This is a genomic window from Weizmannia sp. WK01, assembly GCF_025905465.1.
In the GTDB taxonomy this organism is placed as follows: domain Bacteria; phylum Bacillota; class Bacilli; order Bacillales; family Bacillaceae_C; genus Weizmannia; species Weizmannia faecalis.
Genome location: NZ_CP109616.1, coordinates 2,130,643 through 2,151,268, shown reverse-complemented (window position 1 = coordinate 2,151,268; position 20,626 = coordinate 2,130,643). Strand labels below are relative to the sequence as shown.

Genomic DNA, 20,626 nt, shown 5'->3' with positions numbered 1-20,626 from the left:
CATAGAATGTAATAGAATCGATTGGAAAGGGTGGGACGATGAAAAGCGGCAGGCATTCCAGCCATTTTTTTATATTGAATCTGACCAGTGTGATACGCCTAATCTCTATAATCATCCTGTCCCTCGTGCTTGTTGTCATCTTAATTGGCACATTGACGTCGTTGAAGCCGGGATACCGGGTTTCCTCTTCGGCTGTCAATGAAGCCGCAAAGCATCTTTCAAGCAAAACATTGTACAAGTACCTGCTGTCGGACAGCCAGCTGCTTGTACACCATTTTCCGGATACGGACGAGCGGCCGGTCGGAAATCTCGTGTTTGAAATGCTCACCAACATCCGCTTTGAAGACCCGCGCAGCTTTCTCGGGCGTGAACTGCCGGGATTTGAAATCTTTGACAGCAAAATCCTTGTTGCCGGAGACGGCGCTGACTATACGAATATGCCGATTGAATCCGTCCCGCCTGACAGCGCCTTGCAATCGAAAGATCCGGCCACACAAAATACGGAAAAAATCGAGGAAAATGGCGGATCGGACGATGCAAAACAGCGGCCCGGGCGGACAACGGGCGGCAAGAAACGGGTGTTGATTTATTTTACCCATACACATGAATCCTATCTGCCGTATTTAAAAGGCGTCACGAATCCCGACCTTGCCCAGCATTCGAAGATCAACGTAACAAAAGTCGGGGCGAGGCTCGCGCAGGATCTCGAGGACAAGGGAATTGGCGCAGAGGCGAATACGACTGATGTGTTGAAGCTACTTGAGAAAAACCATATGCAGTATTACCAGTCTTACCAAGGATCGCGCACCGTCGTCGAATCGGCGATGAAAAACGACCGCGACCTTCAATATTTTATTGACATCCACCGCGATTCGAGAAGAAAAAAAGATACGACCGTTACCATCAATGGAAAATCGTATGCAAAAATTGCTTTTGTGATCGGCGGGGAAAACCCGAACTGGGAAAAGAATGCAAAGCTGGCTGAGGATTTGCATAACTTGATCAAAAAGAAGTATAAAAACCTGTCAAGGGGTGTCATTTTGAAGAAAGGGGCGTCAACCAACGGAAAATTCAACCAGGATTTATCGGGAAATGCTTTTCTCATTGAAGTCGGCGGCGTGGATAATACTTTTGAAGAAATGTACCGGACGATGGATGTTTTTGCCGATGTGTTCGCTGGGTATTACTGGCAGGCGGACAGTGTAAACGGCGCCGGGAGCGGACAATCAGGAAACCGTTAGCCGTCTGAACAGGCGGTTCTTTTTTTGGCGAGGCGCGGCTGATCATTTTTCGTTGAAGTCGCGCTTTCCTGCTGATATAATCAGAAATAGTGTACATGTGCCGAATACAGGAGTGAAGGTAAATGATGAACCGTGAAGAAAAATTAGACAGGCAGAGGAGGATCCGCAACTTTTCCATTATTGCCCATATCGACCATGGCAAATCGACTTTGGCCGACCGCATTCTGGAAAAGACCCATGCGCTGAGCGAGCGCGAAATGAAGGACCAGCTCCTCGATTCGATGGAACTGGAACGGGAACGCGGAATTACGATCAAATTAAATGCCGTCCGGCTGAACTATAAAGCAAATGACGGGGAAGAATACATTTTCCATTTGATTGATACCCCGGGACATGTAGACTTTACATACGAAGTGTCACGCAGCCTTGCCGCCTGTGAAGGAGCGGTGCTCGTTGTCGATGCCGCGCAAGGGGTCGAGGCGCAAACGCTTGCAAATGTTTATCTTGCATTGGATAACAATCTTGAAATTATCCCGGTCATCAATAAAATTGACCTGCCTTCCGCCGATCCGGAACGCGTCCAGCAGGAAATAGAGGATGTGATCGGCCTTGATGCATCGGAAGCCGTTCTTGCTTCCGCTAAAGCCGGGATCGGGATTGAAGATATTCTTGAACAGGTTGTCGAAAAAGTACCGGCGCCTGAGGGGGATCCGGATGCCCCGCTGAAGGCGCTTATTTTTGACTCGCTGTATGATTCGTACCGCGGCGTGATTGCCTATATCCGTGTAATGGAAGGCTCTGTCAAAGTCGGGGATAAGATTAAACTGATGTCAACCGGCAAGGAATTTGAAGTGACAGCGCTTGGCGTAAGCACCCCGAAACCGTTGTACATAGACGAATTAACTGTCGGCGATGTCGGATTTTTAACGGCATCGATTAAAAATGTAAAAGACACGCGCGTCGGCGATACGATTACAAGCGCTGAAAATCCTGCAAAAGAGGCGCTTCCCGGTTACCGGCGGATGAATCCGATGGTTTACTGCGGCCTGTACCCGGTAGACAGCGCGAAATTCAATGATTTGCGGGATGCCCTTGAAAAGCTGGAGTTAAATGATTCGTCGCTGCAATATGAGCCGGAAACATCGCAGGCGCTCGGTTTTGGTTTCCGTTGCGGTTTTCTCGGGCTCCTGCATATGGAAATCATCCAAGAACGGCTTGAACGCGAATTCAACATTGAACTGATTACGACCGCGCCAAGCGTCATTTATAAAACTAAACTGACGGACGGCAGTGAAGTGACAGTTGATAATCCGGCGAATTTGCCGGAACCGCAGAAAATCGAATATATCGAAGAGCCGTACGTGCGCGCGTCCATTATGGTTCCGAACGATTATGTCGGCGCAGTGATGGAAATTGCCCAGGCAAAACGCGGCAATTTTATCGATATGCAGTACCTCGATGATATCCGTGTCAATGTCATTTATGAAATCCCGCTCTCTGAGATTGTATACGACTTTTTTGACCAGCTGAAATCGAGTACAAAAGGGTATGCTTCCTTTGATTACGAATTGATCGGCTACAAACAGTCCAATCTCGTAAAAATGGATATTTTACTGAATGGGGAAAAAGTGGACGCCCTTAGTTTCATCGTCCACCGCGACTTTGCGTACGAGCGCGGCAAGACGATTGTCGAAAGATTAAAAGAACTCATCCCGCGTCAGCAGTTTGAAGTGCCAGTACAGGCGGCAGTCGGCCAGAAAATTATTGCGCGTTCCAATATTAAAGCATTGCGCAAAAACGTGCTTTCAAAATGTTACGGCGGGGACATTTCCCGGAAACGGAAACTGCTTGAAAAGCAAAAAGAAGGTAAGAAAAGGATGAAGCAGGTCGGTTCTGTTGAAATCCCGCAGGAAGCGTTTATGGCTGTGCTGAAAATGGACGAGACCCCGAAAAAATAACCGGAGCGGGCAGGGAGCGGATTGGCGGCTGTCCGCGCGCTCCTTTTTCCGGGACATGCCCGTGATGAAAACAAATAAGGTTGTGATGCAATGAAAGCCGCATATATTCATGTTCCATTTTGTGAACATATTTGCTATTACTGCGATTTCAATAAATTTTTGTTAAAAGGCCAGCCGGTGGATGAATACATTGAGATGCTGCTGGAAGAAATGCGGATCAAAATGGCTGAAGCCCCTTGTGAAAAGATGAGCACGGTCTTTGTCGGGGGTGGCACGCCGACCGCACTGAATGAGAGGCAGCTTGAAAAACTGCTTGCCGCAATCCGCACGATCCTGCCTTATGACGGGGACGGGGAGTTTACATTTGAAGCCAATCCCGGGGAAACGTCTGAAGAGAAGCTGCGCCTCCTGCATGACTACGGTGTCAACCGGCTGAGTTTCGGCGTCCAGTCGTTCAATGACCGGTTGCTTGAGAAAATCGGACGGACCCACCGCCGGGAAGATGTCTACCGGACGATCAGCCATGCGAGAAAGATCGGTTTTTCCAATATCAGCATGGATTTGATGTTCGCGCTTCCTGGGCAGACGCTTGAAGATTTCCGCGAAACGCTTGACGAAGCCTTGTCGATGGGGCTGCCGCATTATTCAAGTTATTCGCTGATCATTGAGCCGAAGACGATTTTTTACAATCTGCTGCGGAAAGGAAAACTCCGCTTGCCGTCACAAGATGCGGAAGCGGATATGTACAGCATGTTAATGGACGAGATGGAAAAGCACGGCCTAAAGCAGTATGAGATCAGCAATTTTGCCACACCCGGCTATGAAAGCCGCCACAATCTCGTCTATTGGAATAATGAAGAATATTTCGGTTTCGGCGCCGGCGCCCATGGGTATGAAAAAGGTGTCCGCCTGTCCAATTACGGCGCATTGAAAAAATATATCGGCATGCTCCGGGACGGGTGCCTCCCTGTTATGGAAACACATACAGAGACAAAAAAAGAAAAAATGGAAGAAGAAATGTTTCTCGGGCTCAGAAAAAACGAAGGCGTCCGTTTCCGCCATTTCCGTGAAAAATTTGGAGTGGATATGAAAGAAGTTTTTGCAGGCGCGATCAAAGAAATGACAGAACGCGGGCTTCTTGAAGAAAAGGGCGGTTCTCTCCGGCTGACAAGGGAAGGGCGTTTTCTCGGCAATGAAGTCTTTGAAGCTTTTCTCCTCAGTTGACGCTTGATGTAAATATATTGACAACAACAGGGGATTTTGTTAATTTATTTATATAAATTAGCACTCGTTTATACGGAGTGCTAACAGGGGTGATGGAAGTTGTTAACTGATCGTCAGCTGTTGATTTTGCAAGTGATCATTGATGACTTTATTCGTTCCGCCCAGCCGGTAGGTTCCAGGACGCTTTCCAAGAAAAACGGCATTTCCTTCAGTTCCGCGACGATCCGGAATGAAATGGCAGATCTTGAGGAACTTGGGTTTATTGAAAAAACACATACGTCATCCGGCAGGGTACCTTCTGAAAAAGGGTACCGTTATTACGTCGATCATCTTCTGTCGCCACAAAAACTGGGACCGGCAGACATATCGCAGCTTCATTCGATTTTTGCCGAAAAAATAGACGAAATGGAAGAGCTTGTGAAAAAGTCTGCCCAAATCCTTTCCGAAATGACGAACTACACGGCGATTCTGCTTGGCCCGGAAGTCAAAGATACGAAACTGAAAAATATGCAGATCGTCCCGCTGAATGAAAAAACGGCGGTTGCCATTATGATTACCGATACCGGCCGCGTGGAGAACAAGACGATTTCGCTGCCGGAAGGATTCCGCCCGGGCGAACTTGAAAAAATGGTCAATATTTTTAACGAGCGGCTGGCCAATGTGCCGATTCCGGATTTAAGGGATAAAATATATAAAGAAGTCGCTGACATTTTGCGCAGCCATACTGAAAACTATGAATCGATCCTGAAGACCGTAATCAGCATGTTCAACGAAAACCGGCATGATAAAATTTTTGTCGGCGGGAAAGCCAATATTTTGAACCAGCCGGAGTTCCATGACCTTGAGAAAGTCCGTCCCCTTCTTGATATGATAGAACGGGAAGACAGTTTTTATGACCTGGTCAAACGCGTGCCGAGCGGCATTCACGTAAAAATCGGGAAAGAAAACCAGATTTCCGAGATGGCAGATTGCAGCATGATTACAGCCACCTATTCGATCGGTAACCAGCCGGTCGGCAAAATTGCAATTTTGGGCCCTACGCGCATGGAATATTCACGCGTCATCAGCATAGTGGATTTCTTGAGTAATGATATGACCAACGCCTTGACGAAACTGTATGACGGATAGGCAATACGGGCATATTGGGTAGGGAGGCTTAAAGCGCAAAAGCACATGCTTTAAGTCCTTTCTTACTGGACTTTTTTATGCCCGTCTCATTTTAAAGGGGGTGAACGCTCATGGCAGACGAACAAAACAAACGTGCTTCAGAAGAAGTGAAAGACGAACAAAAACGGGCTTCGGATGAAGTGAAAGAAGGACAAATTGAATCCGTTTTTGCGGAAGAAAAAGATACGGAAAATCAGCAGGCGCCGCCAGAGGGCGAAGGTAATGGAGCGGAAAAGGCGGAGAAGCCTGAAACCGAAAATGCCGCTGAAGAACTGAAAAAAGCAAAAGAGGAGATTGAGAAATTGCGGAATGAGCTCGATCAGGCTGAAAACCGTTATCTCCGCCTGCGCGCAGATTTTGACAATTACAGGCGCCGCGTAAATCTGGACCGCGAAGCAGCCGAGAAATACAGGGCACAGGATCTGATTGTGAACCTGCTGCCGGCGCTTGACAATTTTGAACGCGCACTGTCCATGGCTGAAAAAAATGAACATACGGCCCAGTTGCTGGACGGGATGGAAATGGTCTACCGCAGCATTTTGGAGGCGCTGAAAAAAGAAGGCGCAGAACCGATTGAAGCACTCGGGAAAGAATTCGACCCGCACTATCACCAGGCGATCATGCAGGGGCAGGAAGAAGGCACTGCGTCCAATGTTGTGATCGAGGAATTCCAAAAAGGGTACATGTTAAAAGACAGGGTGATCCGCCCGTCCATGGTGAAAGTGAACGAGTAACGCGCTTTACATAATTTTTAAGGGAGGCATTATCATGAGCAAAATTATCGGCATTGACTTAGGTACGACGAACTCATGTGTCGCAGTTTTGGAAGGCGGCGAACCGAAAGTCATTCCGAACCCGGAAGGAGGCAGGACAACACCGTCTGTTGTCGCTTTTAAAAACGGGGAACGCCAGGTAGGGGAAGTCGCCAAACGCCAGGCGATCACAAATCCGAATACGATTATCTCGATCAAACGCCATATGGGCACGACACACAAAGTCACGGCGGAAGGAAAAGAATATACGCCACAGGAAATTTCCGCCATGATTCTGCAATACTTGAAATCGTATGCGGAAGATTATCTGGGCGAAAAAGTCGAAAAAGCGGTCATTACGGTCCCTGCTTATTTCAATGATGCCCAGCGCCAAGCAACGAAAGACGCCGGGAAAATTGCCGGGCTTGAAGTCGAACGGATTATCAACGAACCGACTGCCGCAGCGCTGGCATACGGCCTTGATAAAACGGATGAAGACCAGACCATCCTTGTATTTGACCTTGGCGGTGGTACATTTGACGTCTCCATCCTTGAACTCGGCGACGGCGTCTTTGAAGTGCACGCGACAGCCGGTGACAACCATCTCGGCGGCGACGACTTCGACCAGGCCATCATCGATTACCTTGTCAGTGAATTTAAGAAAGAACACGGCATCGACCTGTCGAAAGACAAAATGGCGCTCCAGCGTTTAAAAGATGCGGCTGAAAAAGCGAAAAAAGATTTGTCAGGGGTCACTTCCACCCAAATCTCGCTGCCGTTTATTACAGCAGGGGAATCAGGCCCGCTCCACCTGGAAATGACGTTAACCCGTGCGAAATTCGACGAACTGACGGCAGACCTTGTTGAACGGACAATGGGCCCGACACGCCAGGCGTTGCAGGATGCAGGGCTCACGGCGAATGACATCGATAAAGTCATCTTAGTCGGTGGCTCAACCCGGATTCCGGCCGTTCAGGAAGCGATCCGCAAAGAAATCGGGAAAGAACCGCATAAAGGTGTCAACCCGGATGAAGTCGTGGCGATGGGTGCCGCAATTCAGGGCGGCGTATTGACCGGGGATGTGAAAGACGTCGTGCTTCTCGACGTTACGCCGCTGTCGCTCGGAATTGAAACAATGGGCGGCGTGTTCACGAAATTGATTGAGCGCAACACAACGATCCCGACTTCAAAATCGCAAATCTTTTCAACTGCAGCGGATAACCAGACAGCCGTTGACATTCATGTCCTGCAGGGCGAACGCCCGATGGCTGCCGACAACAAAACGCTCGGCCGTTTCCAATTGACCGATATTCCGCCGGCACCGCGCGGCATTCCGCAAATCGAAGTTACGTTTGATATTGATAAAAACGGGATTGTCAATGTCAGCGCAAAAGACCTTGGCACTGGCAAACAGCAAAAGATTACGATCAAATCGTCCACCACTTTGTCCGATGAAGAAATCGAACGGATGGTAAAAGAAGCGGAAGCGAACGCAGAAAAAGACAAGAAGCGCAAAGAAGAAGCGGAACTCCGCAATGAAGCCGACCAGCTTGTATTCACTGCTGAAAAAACATTGAAAGAACTGGAAGGAAAAGTGGACGCATCTGAAATTTCCAAAGCCGAAAAAGCAAAAGACGAATTAAAAGCGGCCATTGAGAAGAACGATCTCAATGAAATCAGGCAGAAAAAAGATGCGCTGCAGGAAATCGTCCAAGACTTGTCCGTCAAGCTGTATCAGCAGGCGGCACAACAGCAGCAAAACACGGATGCCGGGGGAGACGGAAAAAAAGATGACAATGTTGTCGACGCTGATTTTGAAGAAGTCGATGATAATAAAAAATAACGATAAAACAATACGGCCCATTTCAGCATGAGTCAGGAAAAAAGTCAAAGTCTGGTCTATTCTCGGCTTTGACTTTTTTCTTATGCGAATGCTACAATTACCTTTATGTGAACGTTTCGGGAGTGAGAAGAAATGAGTAAACGGGATTACTATGAAGTGTTGGGCGTCGCGAAAGATGCATCGAAAGACGAGATAAAAAAAGCGTACCGCAAGCTTTCCAAAAAATACCACCCGGATATTAACAAAGCGCCTGATGCTGCAGAAAAATTCAAGGAAATCCAGGAAGCGTACGAAGTGTTGAGCGATGACCAGAAACGCGCTCAATATGACCAGTTTGGGCATGCAGGGCCGAACCAGGGCTTCGGGGGCGGAAACGGTTTTGGCGGATTCAGCAGCTCGGATTTTGACAGTTTCGGTTTTGAAGATATTTTCAGCACTTTCTTTGGCGGTGGCAGAAGAAATGACCCGAATGCGCCAAGGCAGGGGGCTGATTTGCAATATACGATGACGCTTGAATTTGAGGAAGCGGTGTTCGGGAAAGAGACGGACATCCGGATTCCGCGCGAGGAAACTTGTGACACCTGCCACGGAACCGGGGCAAAACCGGGAACGCATCCGAAAGAATGCCCGCACTGTCACGGAACCGGCCAGCTCAATACCGAGCAATCGACACCATTCGGTCGGATTGTAAACCGCAGGGTATGCCATTACTGCGGCGGTACAGGCAAGATCATTACAGACAAATGCAAAACTTGCGGTGGTACCGGAAGAGTGAAAAAGCGCCGCAAAATTCATGTCAAAATTCCGGCCGGCATCGATGACGGGCAGCAGCTCCGCGTTGCAGGCCAGGGTGAACCGGGCATAAACGGCGGACCGGCCGGCGACCTGTACATTATTTTCCATGTCCGGCCGCATGAACTGTTCGAACGGGACGGCGATGACATCTACTGCGAAATCCCGATTGCTTTTACCCAGGCTGCTTTAGGCGACGAAATCGAAGTGCCGACGTTGCACGGGAAAGTTAAATTAAAAATTCCGGCCGGCACACAATCCGGCACGAAATTCAGGCTGCGCGGGAAAGGCGTGCCAAACGTCCATGGGCACGGCACCGGCGACCAGCATGTCATCACGAGAATTGTCACCCCGACGAAGCTCACCGAACGGCAAAAACAACTATTGCGTGAATTCGCCGAAGTGAGCGGAGAGGTCCCGGATGAACAAAGCAGCAATTTTTTTGACAAAATGAAACGGGCATTTAAAGGGGACTAAACAGGAATGGAGTGAGGCGTTCATGAAATGGTCGGAAATTATGATTCACACCACGAATGAAGCGGTGGAGCCGATTTCGAATATTTTATATGAAGCGGGCGCCGGCGGGATTGTGATCGAGGACTCGGATGAGCTGCTGAAAGAGCACGACGACCAGTACGGTGAAATTTATGAACTGGATCCGGACGATTTTCCGGAAGAAGGGGTCATCATTAAAGCCTATCTGCCTGTGAACAGCTTTTTAGGTGAAACTGTCGAGGAAATTAAACAGGCGATTACCAATCTGACCACTTTTGATATTGATATCGGCCCGAACAAGGTGACGATCAGCGAAGTGCATGAAGAAGAATGGGCAACGGCATGGAAAAAATACTACAATCCCGTGAAAATATCCGAAAAATTTACGATTGTGCCGACGTGGGAAAATTATGAGCCGGTATCAAGCGATGAGCTGATCATTGAACTGGACCCCGGCATGGCGTTCGGCACCGGCACCCATCCGACCACGGTCATGTGCATTCAGGCATTGGAACGAACGGTAAAACCGGGCGACACGGTGATGGATGTCGGCACCGGTTCCGGCGTGTTAAGCATTGCCAGCGCCATGCTTGGAGCAGAGCGGGTGCTTGCACTTGAACTGGACGAGGTGGCGGTTCGGGCGGCTACGCTCAATGTGAAACTCAATAAAGTCCAAAACCGGGTAACCGTCAAACAAAATGATCTGTTGAAGGGCGTAAACGAACAAGCCGATGTGATGGTGGCCAATATTCTTGCTGAAGTGATCGCCCGTTTTGCTGAAGACGCATTCGGACATGTCAAACCGGGCGGCCATTTTATTGCTTCCGGAATTATCCGGCAAAAAAAGGACCTTGTCGTGGACGCACTCACTTCTGCCGGCTTCATCATTGAAGAAACGATGGTCATGGAAGACTGGGTTGCGCTCATCGCAAAGCGCGGGTGATTGGCCATGCAGCGTTATTTTTTGGATCGGCCGTATCGCGGTGAGCAGGAAATCCGCCTGAGTGGCGAAAATTACCATCATATCGCGCGCGTCATGAGAATGTCCGTCGGAAGCCGCTTCTATGGTGTATTTTCAGATGAAAAGGTGTGCATTTGTGAAATCGGGGAGATTACAGGTGATGCCGTTGTGGCCCGGATTACCGGATGGGAAACCGCTGTAAAAGAGCTTCCGGTCCATGTGACGGTATCATGCGGACTCCCGAAAGCGGATAAACTGGAATGGATCATCCAAAAGGGAACAGAGCTCGGCGCCTTTCAATTTTTGCCTTTCCTTGCAGAAAGATCCGTTGTAAAATGGGACACAAAGAAAGAAGCAAAAAAACGCGAACGCTGGCAAAAGATTGCCCGGGAAGCCGCAGAACAGTCGCACCGCAGCCACTTGCCTAAAGTCAGCCCCCCTGTTTCTTTCCAGCAGCTGATCGAAGAAAGCCATACATATCAATATAAGCTGGTTGCTTTTGAAGAAAATGCAAAAGAAGGGGAACAGCACCGGTTTGCGGAAATGTTGTCAAACATGTCGGAAGGCGGCAATGTACTGGCCGTTTTCGGGCCGGAAGGGGGCCTGTCCCTTGATGAAATCAAAAAGCTTGAAGCAGCCGGATTTGTATCCTGCGGCTTAGGTCCGCGCATTTTGCGGGCGGAGACGGCGCCTTTATATGTACTTTCTGCCATAAGTTACCATTTTGAATTAATGAGGTGAAGAGGATGTCAACCGTAGCATTCCATACATTAGGATGCAAAGTGAACCATTATGAGACGGAAGCCATGTGGCAGCTGTTTAAAAAAGCGGGCTATGAAAGAACCGACTTTGAAACGAATGCCGATGTCTACGTGATCAATACCTGTACGGTCACCAATACAGGAGACAAAAAGAGCCGTCAGATCATCCGCCGGGCAGTCCGACAAAACCCGGACGCCGTCGTTTGCGTGACCGGCTGTTATGCGCAAACCTCGCCGGGCGAGATCCTCGAAATTCCCGGTGTCGATGTCGTTGTCGGCACACAGGACCGTACCAAAATGCTTGGGTATATTGAACAGTACCTGAAAGAGCGCAAACCGGTCAATGCTGTGAAAAATATTATGAAAAACCGTGTGTATGAAGAAATGGAAGTGCCGTATTTTACCGACCGGCACCGGGCTTCCTTGAAAATCCAGGAAGGCTGCAACAATTTCTGCACATTTTGCATCATCCCGTGGGCACGCGGCCTGATGCGGTCAAGAGATCCCGAAAAGGTCATCGCGCAAGCCCAAAAGCTTGTCAATGCAGGCTATAAAGAACTGGTTTTAACCGGCATTCATACGGGCGGCTACGGCCAGGACTTAAAAGATTACAATCTTGCAATGCTGCTAAAGGACCTGGAGGAAAAAGTGCAGGGGCTGAAACGCGTCCGCATTTCGTCCATTGAAGCCAGCCAGCTGACGGATGAAGTGATTGACGTGATTAAACATTCGAAAGTCGTTGTCCGCCATATGCATGTTCCGATCCAGTCCGGTTCTGACACGGTGCTGAAAAGAATGCGCCGAAAATATACGATGGACCAGTTCGCGGAACGGATTACCAAATTGAAAGAAGCATTGCCGGATCTTGCACTGACTTCTGATGTCATCGTCGGCTTCCCGGGTGAAACGGAAGAAGAGTTTATGGAAACATACAATTTCATAAAAGAACACCGGTTTGCGGAACTCCATGTTTTCCCGTACTCGCCTAGGACAGGCACGCCTGCTGCCAGAATGAAGGACCAGATTGATGAAGAAATCAAAAATGAACGTGTCCATCGCATGATTGCATTAAGCGACCAGCTGGCAAAAGAATATGCATCCCAATTTGAAAACGAGGTGCTTGAAGTCATTCCGGAAGAGCCGTTCAAAGAAGATCCGGAAAGCGGGCTGTACGAAGGCTATACAGATAATTACCTGAAAGTCGTTTTCCCGGCCACCCCGGATATGGTTGGAAAACTCGTCAAAGTGAAAATTACAAAAGCCGGGTATCCTTATAATGAAGCACAGTTCGTCAGAGTGATGGACGATGTCATGCCGGCCGTAAACGAAGCCATGTAACGAAAAACAAGATGGGCCTGTTTGCCCGAAAAGGCGTGCCCGATATAAAGGCAGCCCCCCACAAACAGAATGGCGTTTAAGAGGCCGGGGCAGCTTTCGGATAAAATGCCCATCCTTTAAAGCATATGGCAAAAACAACCGGGCTTTGGGCCCGGTTGTTTATTTTTTTCCATGAAAAGCGATGATAAACCGGCCAAATCTTTCGGAAAAGGGCAAAACAGCCAGTGAGGATAGAAGATTAAACAATAGGCTTGCATGGGCAAGCTGCTGTTCCGGATTAGCCGACAGCATCCGGCAGGTGTCCGCGAGCACATGGAGGAAAGGCAAAAACACAAGCGCCCCTCCGGCATTCAGCCAGACATGGGTAAATGCCGTCAGCCTTGCTTCCTCTCCGGCCCCGATGCTTGCCAGAAGACCGGTGATACATGTCCCAATATTGGCCCCGAGCATGATGCTAATCCCGGTTTCAAGCGGGAATACCCCGGCTGCAAGAAAACCCATCGCCATCCCGATCGTCACGGTGCTAGACTGGATCGCTGCAGAAAGCAAGATTCCGAGTAAGAAAGCGGACAAGAGGTGGGTATTTAAAACGGTAAACAAATGCTGGACAAAAGCGGTTTTTGATACCGGCACGGCAAGCTGCTCAAATCCGCGCATCGCCCCGAACACAAGCGAGAGGCCGAACAGAATCATCCCGGCGCTTTTGACGCGGCCTTTTCCGAAAAAATAGAAAACTGCCCCTGCCCCCAAAAAAGGCAGGCTCAAAGAGGAGAAGTCAAATGTCAGCAATTCAAGTGTGAAAGTCGTGCCAATATTCGTGCCCAAAATGATTCCGATCGATTGCGAAAACGTCAGCATTCCGGCAGAAACGAGCCCGACAGTGATGACCATCACGGCGGAGCTGCTTTGTAAAAGCGCCGTCAAAACCATCCCGAACAGCATCGCGGACAGCGGCCGGCCTGCCAGTTTTTTCAGCATGTTTCCGGCATGGCCGCCGGATAAGGCAAACAGCCCGGTCCGCAGCCGGTGAATGCCGAATAAAAACGTCACCGTTAACAAAAGAAATGAAAGTAAATAAAGCATGTCCTTCCCCCCGTATGATCATATGGAAAGGGGAGAAGGAACATGCCTTTTTATTTGGGAATTCATTTAATACAACACACGAAAATCACGGTACTGTTCTTGTTGCTGTAAATAGTCAATATCCATTCCGGTTACTTTTGCAAAGCGCGACGGCCCTTTTTTCAGCCCGCGGATAAATTGTTCCATCTCTTTTTTCTCGCCTTGCGCCATCACTTCGACAGTGCCATCGTCTTTGTTGCGGACCCACCCGCATATATTGTATTGTTTTGCCAAAAATTGGGTTTGGTAGCGGAAGCCGACGCCCTGCACCCTTCCTGAAACAATGATATGTAGCGTCTCCTGTTGATTCATCGTCTCCCTCCAATCGTATCCATCCATCTTTGATCTCTATTATACCAAAAGGAGGAACAGGCGGGGCAAATAAGCAAAAGCCAAATCACGAAAGACAAGGCGCAAATGTTGACCGGTTATGGAGGATATTATATAATAATAAAGTGCACGGGTTGCTCAACCTGACATGTAACCGTTTGTGTTCGGAGGGAGGGAAAGAAATGTCTAAAACTGTCGTTCGAAAAAACGAGTCGCTTGATGATGCGCTTCGCCGCTTTAAACGTACTGTTTCGAAAACCGGAACTTTACAGGAATATAGAAAGCGCGAATTTTATGAAAAACCAAGCGTAAGACGCAAAAAGAAATCAGAAGCTGCTAGAAAAGCTGCTAAAAAACGTAAGTGGTAAGAGAGGGTGGAATGATGAGTCTTCTCGAGCGTTTAAATAGCGATATGAAGCAAGCGATGAAGAACAAAGATAAAGAAAGACTCTCCGTAATTCGTATGCTTAAGGCAGCTGTTCAAAACGAAGCGATCAGGCTCGGAAAAGACGGTTTGACGAATGATGAAGAGTTAACAGTCCTTTCTCGCGAAGTAAAGCAACGGAAAGACTCCCTCCAAGAATTTAAAAATGCAGGTCGCAGTGACCTTGTTGAAAAAGTCCAAAACGAATTGGCATATGTGAACGCATATTTGCCGGAGCAGCTTTCTGAAGACGAAGTGCGTGAAATTGTCCGGCAGACCATTGAAGAAGTGCATGCCGGGTCAAAAGCTGATTTCGGAAAAGTCATGGGAGCCGTCATGCCAAAAGTAAAAGGCAGAGCTGACGGTACGGTTGTGAGAAATATTGTGCAGCAGCAATTATCCTGACCTTTCTCATATAAGCCGGAAATCATTATGATTTCCGGCTTTTCGCTATGTTTTTTGCGCCTCTTTGCCGTATCCTTGAGCAGGAAACGCGGGTTTCCAAACGGCCCCGGACGTTTCGGACAAAAAAACTGCAAATAAAGTGATGAACCCCTTTTTTGTTTCATAAATATGAGATGAAAGGGGGTTCTTTTTATGGCAAAAAAATGGCGGCAGCATTTGCAAAACTGGATGTCACAAAAAATGGACCTTCCGCAGGATGTCATGATGGACCTTCCGAGAATCACGATGATCGGCCAAATCCATATTTATGTTGAGAACCACCGCGGCCTTTTGACTTTTTCCGATAAAGAAGTCCGGCTGCTTTTAAAAAACGGGCAGCTGTTAATCAAAGGCCGGTCTTTTGTCATCAAAACGATCTTGCCCGAAGAAATTTTACTGGAAGGCAAAATAGATGAAGTGTTGTATTTGAACGGATAGGGGTGGCTATGGTTGAAAAATCATTGGGTAACTTTTTTACAGGGGTCGGTGGCTGTAAAAATTGAGGGAAAAGGGATCGAACGTTTTATCAACCAGCTGACAAGGGCCGGCCTCGCTGTTTGGAATGTCAGGCGGCAGGGCACTATGGCCGTCACGTTCGAATTGCGCCTTTCAGACATTCACCAGCTCAGAAAAGCAGTAAGGGGACAAGATTTGCATGTCCGCTTTTTAAGGGGGCGCGGCGTTCCTTTTTTATGGAAAAGGACGCTGAAAAACGCCGGATTCCTGTTCGGTTTTTTTCTCTTTCTTGCCGTGATCACGGTGCTTTCCAACATGGTTTGGGGCGTGGAGATCAAAGGTGCAACACCAAAAACCGAGCACGAAATCCGCAAACAATTGGACAAACTGGGTATTCAAACAGGGCATTCACAGTTTTTTCTCGATGATATTGAAACCATCCAGCGCAAGCTGACAAACAATCTTCCGGACGTGACATGGGTCGGCGTGGAGCTGCGCGGGACAACCTATCATTTTACCGTTGTGGAGAAAAACATGCCGGAACCGGTGAAACATCCGGGCCCACAGCATCTTGTCGCTTCACAGAAAGCAGTGGTGGAAAATATGTTTGTTGAAAAAGGTAAGCCGGTTGTAAAAATTAACCAGTATGTGAAAAAAGGCCAGCTGCTTGTTTCCGGTGTCATTGGGAATGATAAAGAAAAATACCCTGTGGCAGCCAAAGGGAAAGTATACGGAAAAACGTGGTATAAAACGGCGGTTGAACTTCCGCTTTCCTCTCGTTTTCAAGTCTACACCGGCAATGCAGCCCAAAAATATTATATTGGAATCGGGTCGATGAAGCTGCACGTATGGGGCTTCCGGAACCCCCGTTTTAAACAGTACCGGACATCGGAAGAAGCAGAAAAAGTCAAGTTTTTAAAATGGACATTGCCGATCCGCTTTATCAGGGAAACGGTCCGTGAGAAAGAAGAGCGGGACAGAAATTATACCAAAAAAGAGGCCGAAGCAGAAGCAAAAAAATTAGCAAGGCAGGATTTGCACAAAAAACTGCCAAAAGAAGCAACCGTTACGGATGAATATGTTTTGCAAGAACATGTCCGCAATGGTACATTAAAAATGATGATTTATTATGAAGTAGTAGAAAATATCGCAATCGCAAAACCAATTGCTCAAGGAGACTTAGAATGACAGAAGAAAGTACGGCAAAACTTCAATTGGAGAATACAAACGAAGCAGTGCTTTTATTCGGCATTTCCGACCATCATTTGAAAATGCTTGAGGATGCCTACGGGGTCCACATCCTCACCCGCGGCGAAACGATCCAGGCAAGCGGCAAAGAAGATGCGGCACAAAGGGTGATCGCCGTCATGTCCGAACTGCTTGGTTTGATTAAAAAAGGCATCCCGATCAGCGGGCGCGATGTGCTTTACGCTGTCGAAATGGAAAAAAAGGGCCATCTTGAATATTTGGCAAGCCTGTACGAAGAAGAAATTGCCCGGAATGCGAAAGGGAAAGCGATCCGGATCAAGACATTCGGGCAGCGCGACTATATCCAGGCAATCCGCCATCATGACCTTGTGTTCGGCATCGGCCCGGCCGGAACGGGGAAAACGTATTTGGCTGTTGTCATGGCGGTGAATGCTTTAAAAAGCGGCGAGGTAAAACGGATTATTTTAACCCGCCCAGCTGTTGAAGCGGGGGAAAGCCTCGGGTTTTTGCCGGGGGATTTGAAGGAAAAAGTCGATCCGTATTTGCGCCCGCTCTATGATGCATTAAACGATGTGCTCGGCGCGGAGCATACACAGCGCCTGATTGAAAGGGAAACAATCGAAATTGCCCCGCTTGCCTATATGCGCGGGCGCACGCTTGATGATGCGTTCGTCATTCTCGATGAAGCGCAGAATACGACACAGGCACAAATGAAAATGTTTCTAACGCGCCTCGGTTTTCACTCTAAAATGGTGATTACAGGGGACAGAACGCAGATTGACCTGCCAAAAGGCGCGGAATCCGGCCTTTTGACGGCTGAAAGAGTGCTGGAGAAAGTCCGCGGCATTTCATTCGTCTATCTGGAAGAAAGTGATGTCGTTCGCCACCCGCTTGTTGCGAAAATTATCGAAGCTTATCAAAACGCATAACCCGGGCTGTGGCACCCGGGTTGTTTTGCCATGCATTTTTGCCGGAAAACTGATATGATGGTACCGTTAAGAGCGATTGCAAAAGGCGGTGTACGAAAAGCAAATGAAAATTCCCGGGCAAATGGGCAGGTTGCGGATGATGTTAAGCTTTAAATGGTTTACATTCGTGATCCTGTTTTTACTGGCCCTTATTTTATTCGGCATTTTTTATCCGAACATCAGGCCACAGACGTATGATATTAAGTTATTTTCAGTTGCGAACAATACGATCCGTTCTCCAAAAACGATCGTCGATGATGAAAAAACAAAAGAAGAAAAACAGCTGGCGGCCGCCAGTGTTGCGAAAGTCTATACGTTTGACAGCGGCCTGGCACAAAACCGGGTTTCGCTGATGGATTCGATTTTTGACGTTGCAGAAGAAGTGAACGCGGAATATAAAAATAAAAAACACGGCGGAAAAAACAGCAGCGGGCTGCAGGAAGAGAAGCTGGCAAAATTGAAGGAAATATTGTCTGAAAATGTGTCCGGCAATGTGACCGGTTCGATTTCCGACACAAGTTTTCGCGCGCTTTTGTCCGCTACCCCGGATGAATTGAAAGCGGCAAGAAACATTGTCGAAACAAATGTCAATGAGGCACTTAGCCAAAAAGTGACAGAAAACAATGCGGCTGAAGCCAAAAGCCGGGTGGCCTCGCAAATCGAAAGGTCGGGGTTAAAAGCGGGTATCCGGAATGCTGCGTCCGAGCTTGGTCAATATGCGATCGTGCCCAATTATGTGTACGATGCAAAGCTGACGGAAAAAAGAAGGCAGCAGGCGAGGGATAACGTTGAACCGGTGAAAATCCTGCAGGGACAGGTTATCGTCCAGGAAGGGCATCTGATCGACCGGGAAACTTACCGCGAACTCCAGCTGCTCGGGCTGTTAAAAAGCAGCGGATCGGTTAAGCCGTATATCGGATTGGCTTTATTTGCCTTTTTTGCATCTGGCGTTTTGTACCTCTATACGAGCCGGATGCGCGCAACGGAAGAAGAAAAGCAAAACCGGCTTGTCATGGCCGGGCTGATTCTTGTCATCGCCCTGGCATTGATGAAGCTGGCGGGTATTTTAACCCATCTTGAGATTCCGGGTATCGAATACGCTTATCCGGCCGCAATGGCGCCGCTGCTCGCTCGGATTTTGCTCAGGGACCGTTCCGCATTTTTGCTTTCAGCCCTGCTTGCCGCTTGTGCGAGCATCGAATTTCATGGCGACATTGCAGATACATTTAACGCCGAGATGGTTGTATACGCGCTTATTACAGGGACAGGGGGCATTTTGCTTTTACCGAAACGGCCGGAGCGCACCCGGTTGTTTCAAACCGGGATTTTTGCAGCGCTATTGAATGTGCTTGCCGTCTGTGTCATCTATTTTTTGAATGCCGGCCAAATCGTAAAAGCGGACTTTTTATATACCCTTTTATTTGCGTTTCTTTCCGGCATTTTGTCCGCTGTGTTCGTGATGGGGCTGCAGCCGTTTTTTGAAGCAGCGTTCGGCATTTTGTCGCCGATCCGCCTTGTGGAGCTGTCCAATCCGAACCACCCGCTTTTGAAAAAGATTTTAACGGAAGCACCGGGCACGTATCACCATAGCCTGATGGTTGCCAATCTTGCCGAAGCGGCTTGTGAAGCGATCGGGGCGAACGGCCTCCTTGCCAGGGTCGGCAGTTATTATCATGATATCGGGAAAACAAAACGGCCCGCATTTTTTATCGAAAACCAGCTGAACGTCCCGAATCCGCATGACCGCCTTTCGCCTGAAACAAGCAGGGACATTATTATTGCCCATGCGAAAGACGGGTCGGAAACATTGAAAAAATATAAGCTGCCGAAAGCCTTTTCGGATATTGCCGAACAACATCACGGCACGACTTTGCTGCAGTATTTTTACCATAAGGCAAAAGCGCAAAACCCGGATGTAAAAGAAGAAGCGTTCCGTTACCCAGGTCCAAAGCCGCAGACGAAAGAAGCGGCTGTCATCAATATTGCGGACAGCGTGGAAGCGGCTGTCCGGTCCATGAACCATCCGACGCCCGATGATATTCAAAATTTAGTCGGCAATATTGTGCAAGGGCGGATCATGGATGGGCAATTTAATGAATGTGACATTACTTTGAAAGAACTGGAGACCGTTAAACGCACGCTTTGCGAGACGCTTAACGGCATCTTTCATTCAAGGATCCAGTATCCGAAATAAGGATCCCGTAAAAATAAGAAAAAGGATGGCTGACATGACATTATCACTCGATATGATGGATGAAACAAATGAGCTTGAAGCGGAGCATCTCGAGCTTGTCCGGACATTGCTCGATTATGCTGCCCGTCAGGAAGGGGTGGAGGACGGCACCGAGTTGTCGGTAACGTTTACGGATAATGAAGGGATCCGCGAAATCAACCGCGATTACCGCGGCAAAGACCAGCCGACCGATGTCATTTCGTTCGCGCTTGAAGAAATGGGGGAAGGGGAGATCGAAATTACTGGTGCAGAAATACCGCGCGTACTCGGGGATATCATTATTTCCGTGCCGCGGGCAAGGGAGCAGGCCGAAGAGTACGGGCACTCGTTTGAAAGGGAACTCGGCTTTTTGGCGGTTCACGGATTTCTTCACCTGCTCGGCTATGACCATATGACAAAAGAAGATGAAACGGAAATGTTCGGGCGCCAAAACGAGATCCTCGATCGCTATGGACTTAAACGATAAAAAAATCCCGAAATACCGCACCCCTTTCCGGCCGGCTGTGGAAGGACTGTTTGCAACCATCCGGCAGGAACGGAATTTCCGTTTTCATCTTCTGGCGGCGTTTTGCGCTTGTTTGCTCGGCTTTTTCTTCTCCCTTTCCAAAACAGAATGGATCGCCATTTTAATTTCCATTTTCGGCGTGATCGCAATGGAGCTGATGAACACAGCAATTGAGCGGGCGGTTGACCTGACTGTCGGGCAGAAATACCACCCGCTTGCCAAGCTTGCGAAAGACGCAGCGGCGGCAGCAGTCCTGATGTGGGCCGTGCTTGCGGCCATTATCGGCTGCATCGTATTTCTTCCAAAATTATGGCATGTATTCCAGGGAGCGGCTTTTTAATGCGGCTTCTTTTTTATGGCCCTCCCCCAAATGTCCTTACCTGCGCGATTTCGGCGTAAAAAA

20 protein-coding genes are annotated in these 20,626 nt (G+C 48.5%); 18 read left to right on the top strand and 2 right to left on the bottom strand.

The annotated features are described in order from the left end of the window. Nucleotides 1-38: 38 nt before the first annotated feature. From OF158_RS10260 to mtaB, 10 genes are all read left to right on the top strand, one after another. Complete coding sequence (locus OF158_RS10260) at nucleotides 39-1,241, top strand: stage II sporulation protein P (RefSeq protein WP_014097965.1); 1,203 nt, start codon at nucleotides 39-41, stop codon at nucleotides 1,239-1,241. Between the two features lie 122 nt (nucleotides 1,242-1,363). Further along, complete coding sequence (lepA, locus tag OF158_RS10255; protein ID WP_088775934.1) at nucleotides 1,364-3,199, top strand: translation elongation factor 4; 1,836 nt, start codon at nucleotides 1,364-1,366, stop codon at nucleotides 3,197-3,199. A gap of 90 nt (nucleotides 3,200-3,289) precedes the next feature. Continuing rightward, the gene (gene hemW, locus OF158_RS10250) at nucleotides 3,290-4,423 is read left to right on the top strand and encodes a radical SAM family heme chaperone HemW (protein WP_035184568.1); all 1,134 of its coding nucleotides are present in this window, start codon (nucleotides 3,290-3,292) and stop codon (nucleotides 4,421-4,423) included. 99 nt (nucleotides 4,424-4,522) lie between these two features. Further along, complete coding sequence (hrcA, locus tag OF158_RS10245) at nucleotides 4,523-5,551, top strand: heat-inducible transcriptional repressor HrcA (protein WP_014097968.1); 1,029 nt, start codon at nucleotides 4,523-4,525, stop codon at nucleotides 5,549-5,551. 110 nt (nucleotides 5,552-5,661) lie between these two features. Further along, nucleotides 5,662-6,324 carry a nucleotide exchange factor GrpE gene (grpE, locus tag OF158_RS10240; RefSeq protein ID WP_035184571.1) on the top strand — a complete coding sequence of 221 codons (663 nt, stop codon included), beginning with the start codon at nucleotides 5,662-5,664 and terminating at the stop codon, nucleotides 6,322-6,324. Nucleotides 6,325-6,358: 34 nt separating this feature from the next. After that, entirely contained in the window at nucleotides 6,359-8,185 is a 1,827-nt protein-coding gene (gene dnaK, locus OF158_RS10235) for a molecular chaperone DnaK (protein ID WP_014097970.1), read from the top strand. A gap of 132 nt (nucleotides 8,186-8,317) precedes the next feature. After that, nucleotides 8,318-9,454 (top strand): molecular chaperone DnaJ, encoded by a 1,137-nt coding sequence (gene dnaJ, locus OF158_RS10230; protein WP_014097971.1) that lies wholly within the window; start codon nucleotides 8,318-8,320, stop codon nucleotides 9,452-9,454. Between the two features lie 22 nt (nucleotides 9,455-9,476). Beyond that, nucleotides 9,477-10,415 (top strand): 50S ribosomal protein L11 methyltransferase, encoded by a 939-nt coding sequence (prmA, locus tag OF158_RS10225; RefSeq protein WP_035184573.1) that lies wholly within the window; start codon nucleotides 9,477-9,479, stop codon nucleotides 10,413-10,415. Between the two features lie 6 nt (nucleotides 10,416-10,421). Beyond that, entirely contained in the window at nucleotides 10,422-11,174 is a 753-nt protein-coding gene (locus OF158_RS10220; RefSeq protein ID WP_017550561.1) for a 16S rRNA (uracil(1498)-N(3))-methyltransferase, read from the top strand. A 5-nt stretch (nucleotides 11,175-11,179) separates the two neighbouring features. Next, entirely contained in the window at nucleotides 11,180-12,532 is a 1,353-nt protein-coding gene (gene mtaB, locus OF158_RS10215; protein ID WP_035184575.1) for a tRNA (N(6)-L-threonylcarbamoyladenosine(37)-C(2))-methylthiotransferase MtaB, read from the top strand. Between the two features lie 159 nt (nucleotides 12,533-12,691). On the opposite strand, the gene OF158_RS10210 is transcribed toward mtaB, so the two are convergent. Next, complete coding sequence (locus OF158_RS10210; protein WP_017550559.1) at nucleotides 12,692-13,615, bottom strand: Na/Pi symporter; 924 nt, start codon at nucleotides 13,613-13,615, stop codon at nucleotides 12,692-12,694. A 66-nt stretch (nucleotides 13,616-13,681) separates the two neighbouring features. Further along, entirely contained in the window at nucleotides 13,682-13,966 is a 285-nt protein-coding gene (locus OF158_RS10205) for an acylphosphatase (protein WP_014097976.1), read from the bottom strand. Nucleotides 13,967-14,166: 200 nt separating this feature from the next. Here OF158_RS10205 and rpsU point away from each other — a divergent pair, with 200 nt between their 5' ends. The 8 genes from rpsU to OF158_RS10165 all read left to right on the top strand — a co-directional run bounded on the left by rpsU (nucleotide 14,167) and on the right by OF158_RS10165 (nucleotide 20,563). Next, the gene (gene rpsU / locus OF158_RS10200; protein ID WP_014097977.1) at nucleotides 14,167-14,352 is read left to right on the top strand and encodes a 30S ribosomal protein S21; all 186 of its coding nucleotides are present in this window, start codon (nucleotides 14,167-14,169) and stop codon (nucleotides 14,350-14,352) included. A 14-nt stretch (nucleotides 14,353-14,366) separates the two neighbouring features. Further along, a complete protein-coding gene (locus OF158_RS10195; RefSeq protein WP_026104524.1) occupies nucleotides 14,367-14,813 on the top strand; it encodes a GatB/YqeY domain-containing protein in 447 nt (148 codons plus the stop codon). 192 nt (nucleotides 14,814-15,005) lie between these two features. Next, on the top strand, nucleotides 15,006-15,290 hold the full coding sequence (gene yqfC / locus OF158_RS10190; protein WP_013859690.1) for a sporulation protein YqfC: 285 nt from the start codon (nucleotides 15,006-15,008) through the stop codon (nucleotides 15,288-15,290). 12 nt (nucleotides 15,291-15,302) lie between these two features. After that, on the top strand, nucleotides 15,303-16,496 hold the full coding sequence (gene yqfD, locus OF158_RS10185) for a sporulation protein YqfD (RefSeq protein ID WP_014097980.1): 1,194 nt from the start codon (nucleotides 15,303-15,305) through the stop codon (nucleotides 16,494-16,496). Continuing rightward, the gene (locus OF158_RS10180; RefSeq protein WP_026683228.1) at nucleotides 16,493-17,446 is read left to right on the top strand and encodes a PhoH family protein; all 954 of its coding nucleotides are present in this window, start codon (nucleotides 16,493-16,495) and stop codon (nucleotides 17,444-17,446) included. Before yqfD ends, OF158_RS10180 begins: the two co-directional genes overlap by 4 nt. 136 nt (nucleotides 17,447-17,582) lie before the next feature. Continuing rightward, nucleotides 17,583-19,679: an HD family phosphohydrolase gene (locus OF158_RS10175; RefSeq protein WP_014097982.1), complete on the top strand. Its 2,097-nt coding sequence runs from the start codon at nucleotides 17,583-17,585 to the stop codon at nucleotides 19,677-19,679. Nucleotides 19,680-19,713: 34 nt separating this feature from the next. Next, a complete protein-coding gene (ybeY, locus tag OF158_RS10170; RefSeq protein ID WP_014097983.1) occupies nucleotides 19,714-20,184 on the top strand; it encodes an rRNA maturation RNase YbeY in 471 nt (156 codons plus the stop codon). Beyond that, nucleotides 20,168-20,563 (top strand): diacylglycerol kinase family protein, encoded by a 396-nt coding sequence (locus tag OF158_RS10165; RefSeq protein WP_014097984.1) that lies wholly within the window; start codon nucleotides 20,168-20,170, stop codon nucleotides 20,561-20,563. Before ybeY ends, OF158_RS10165 begins: the two co-directional genes overlap by 17 nt. Nucleotides 20,564-20,626 lie beyond the last annotated feature (63 nt).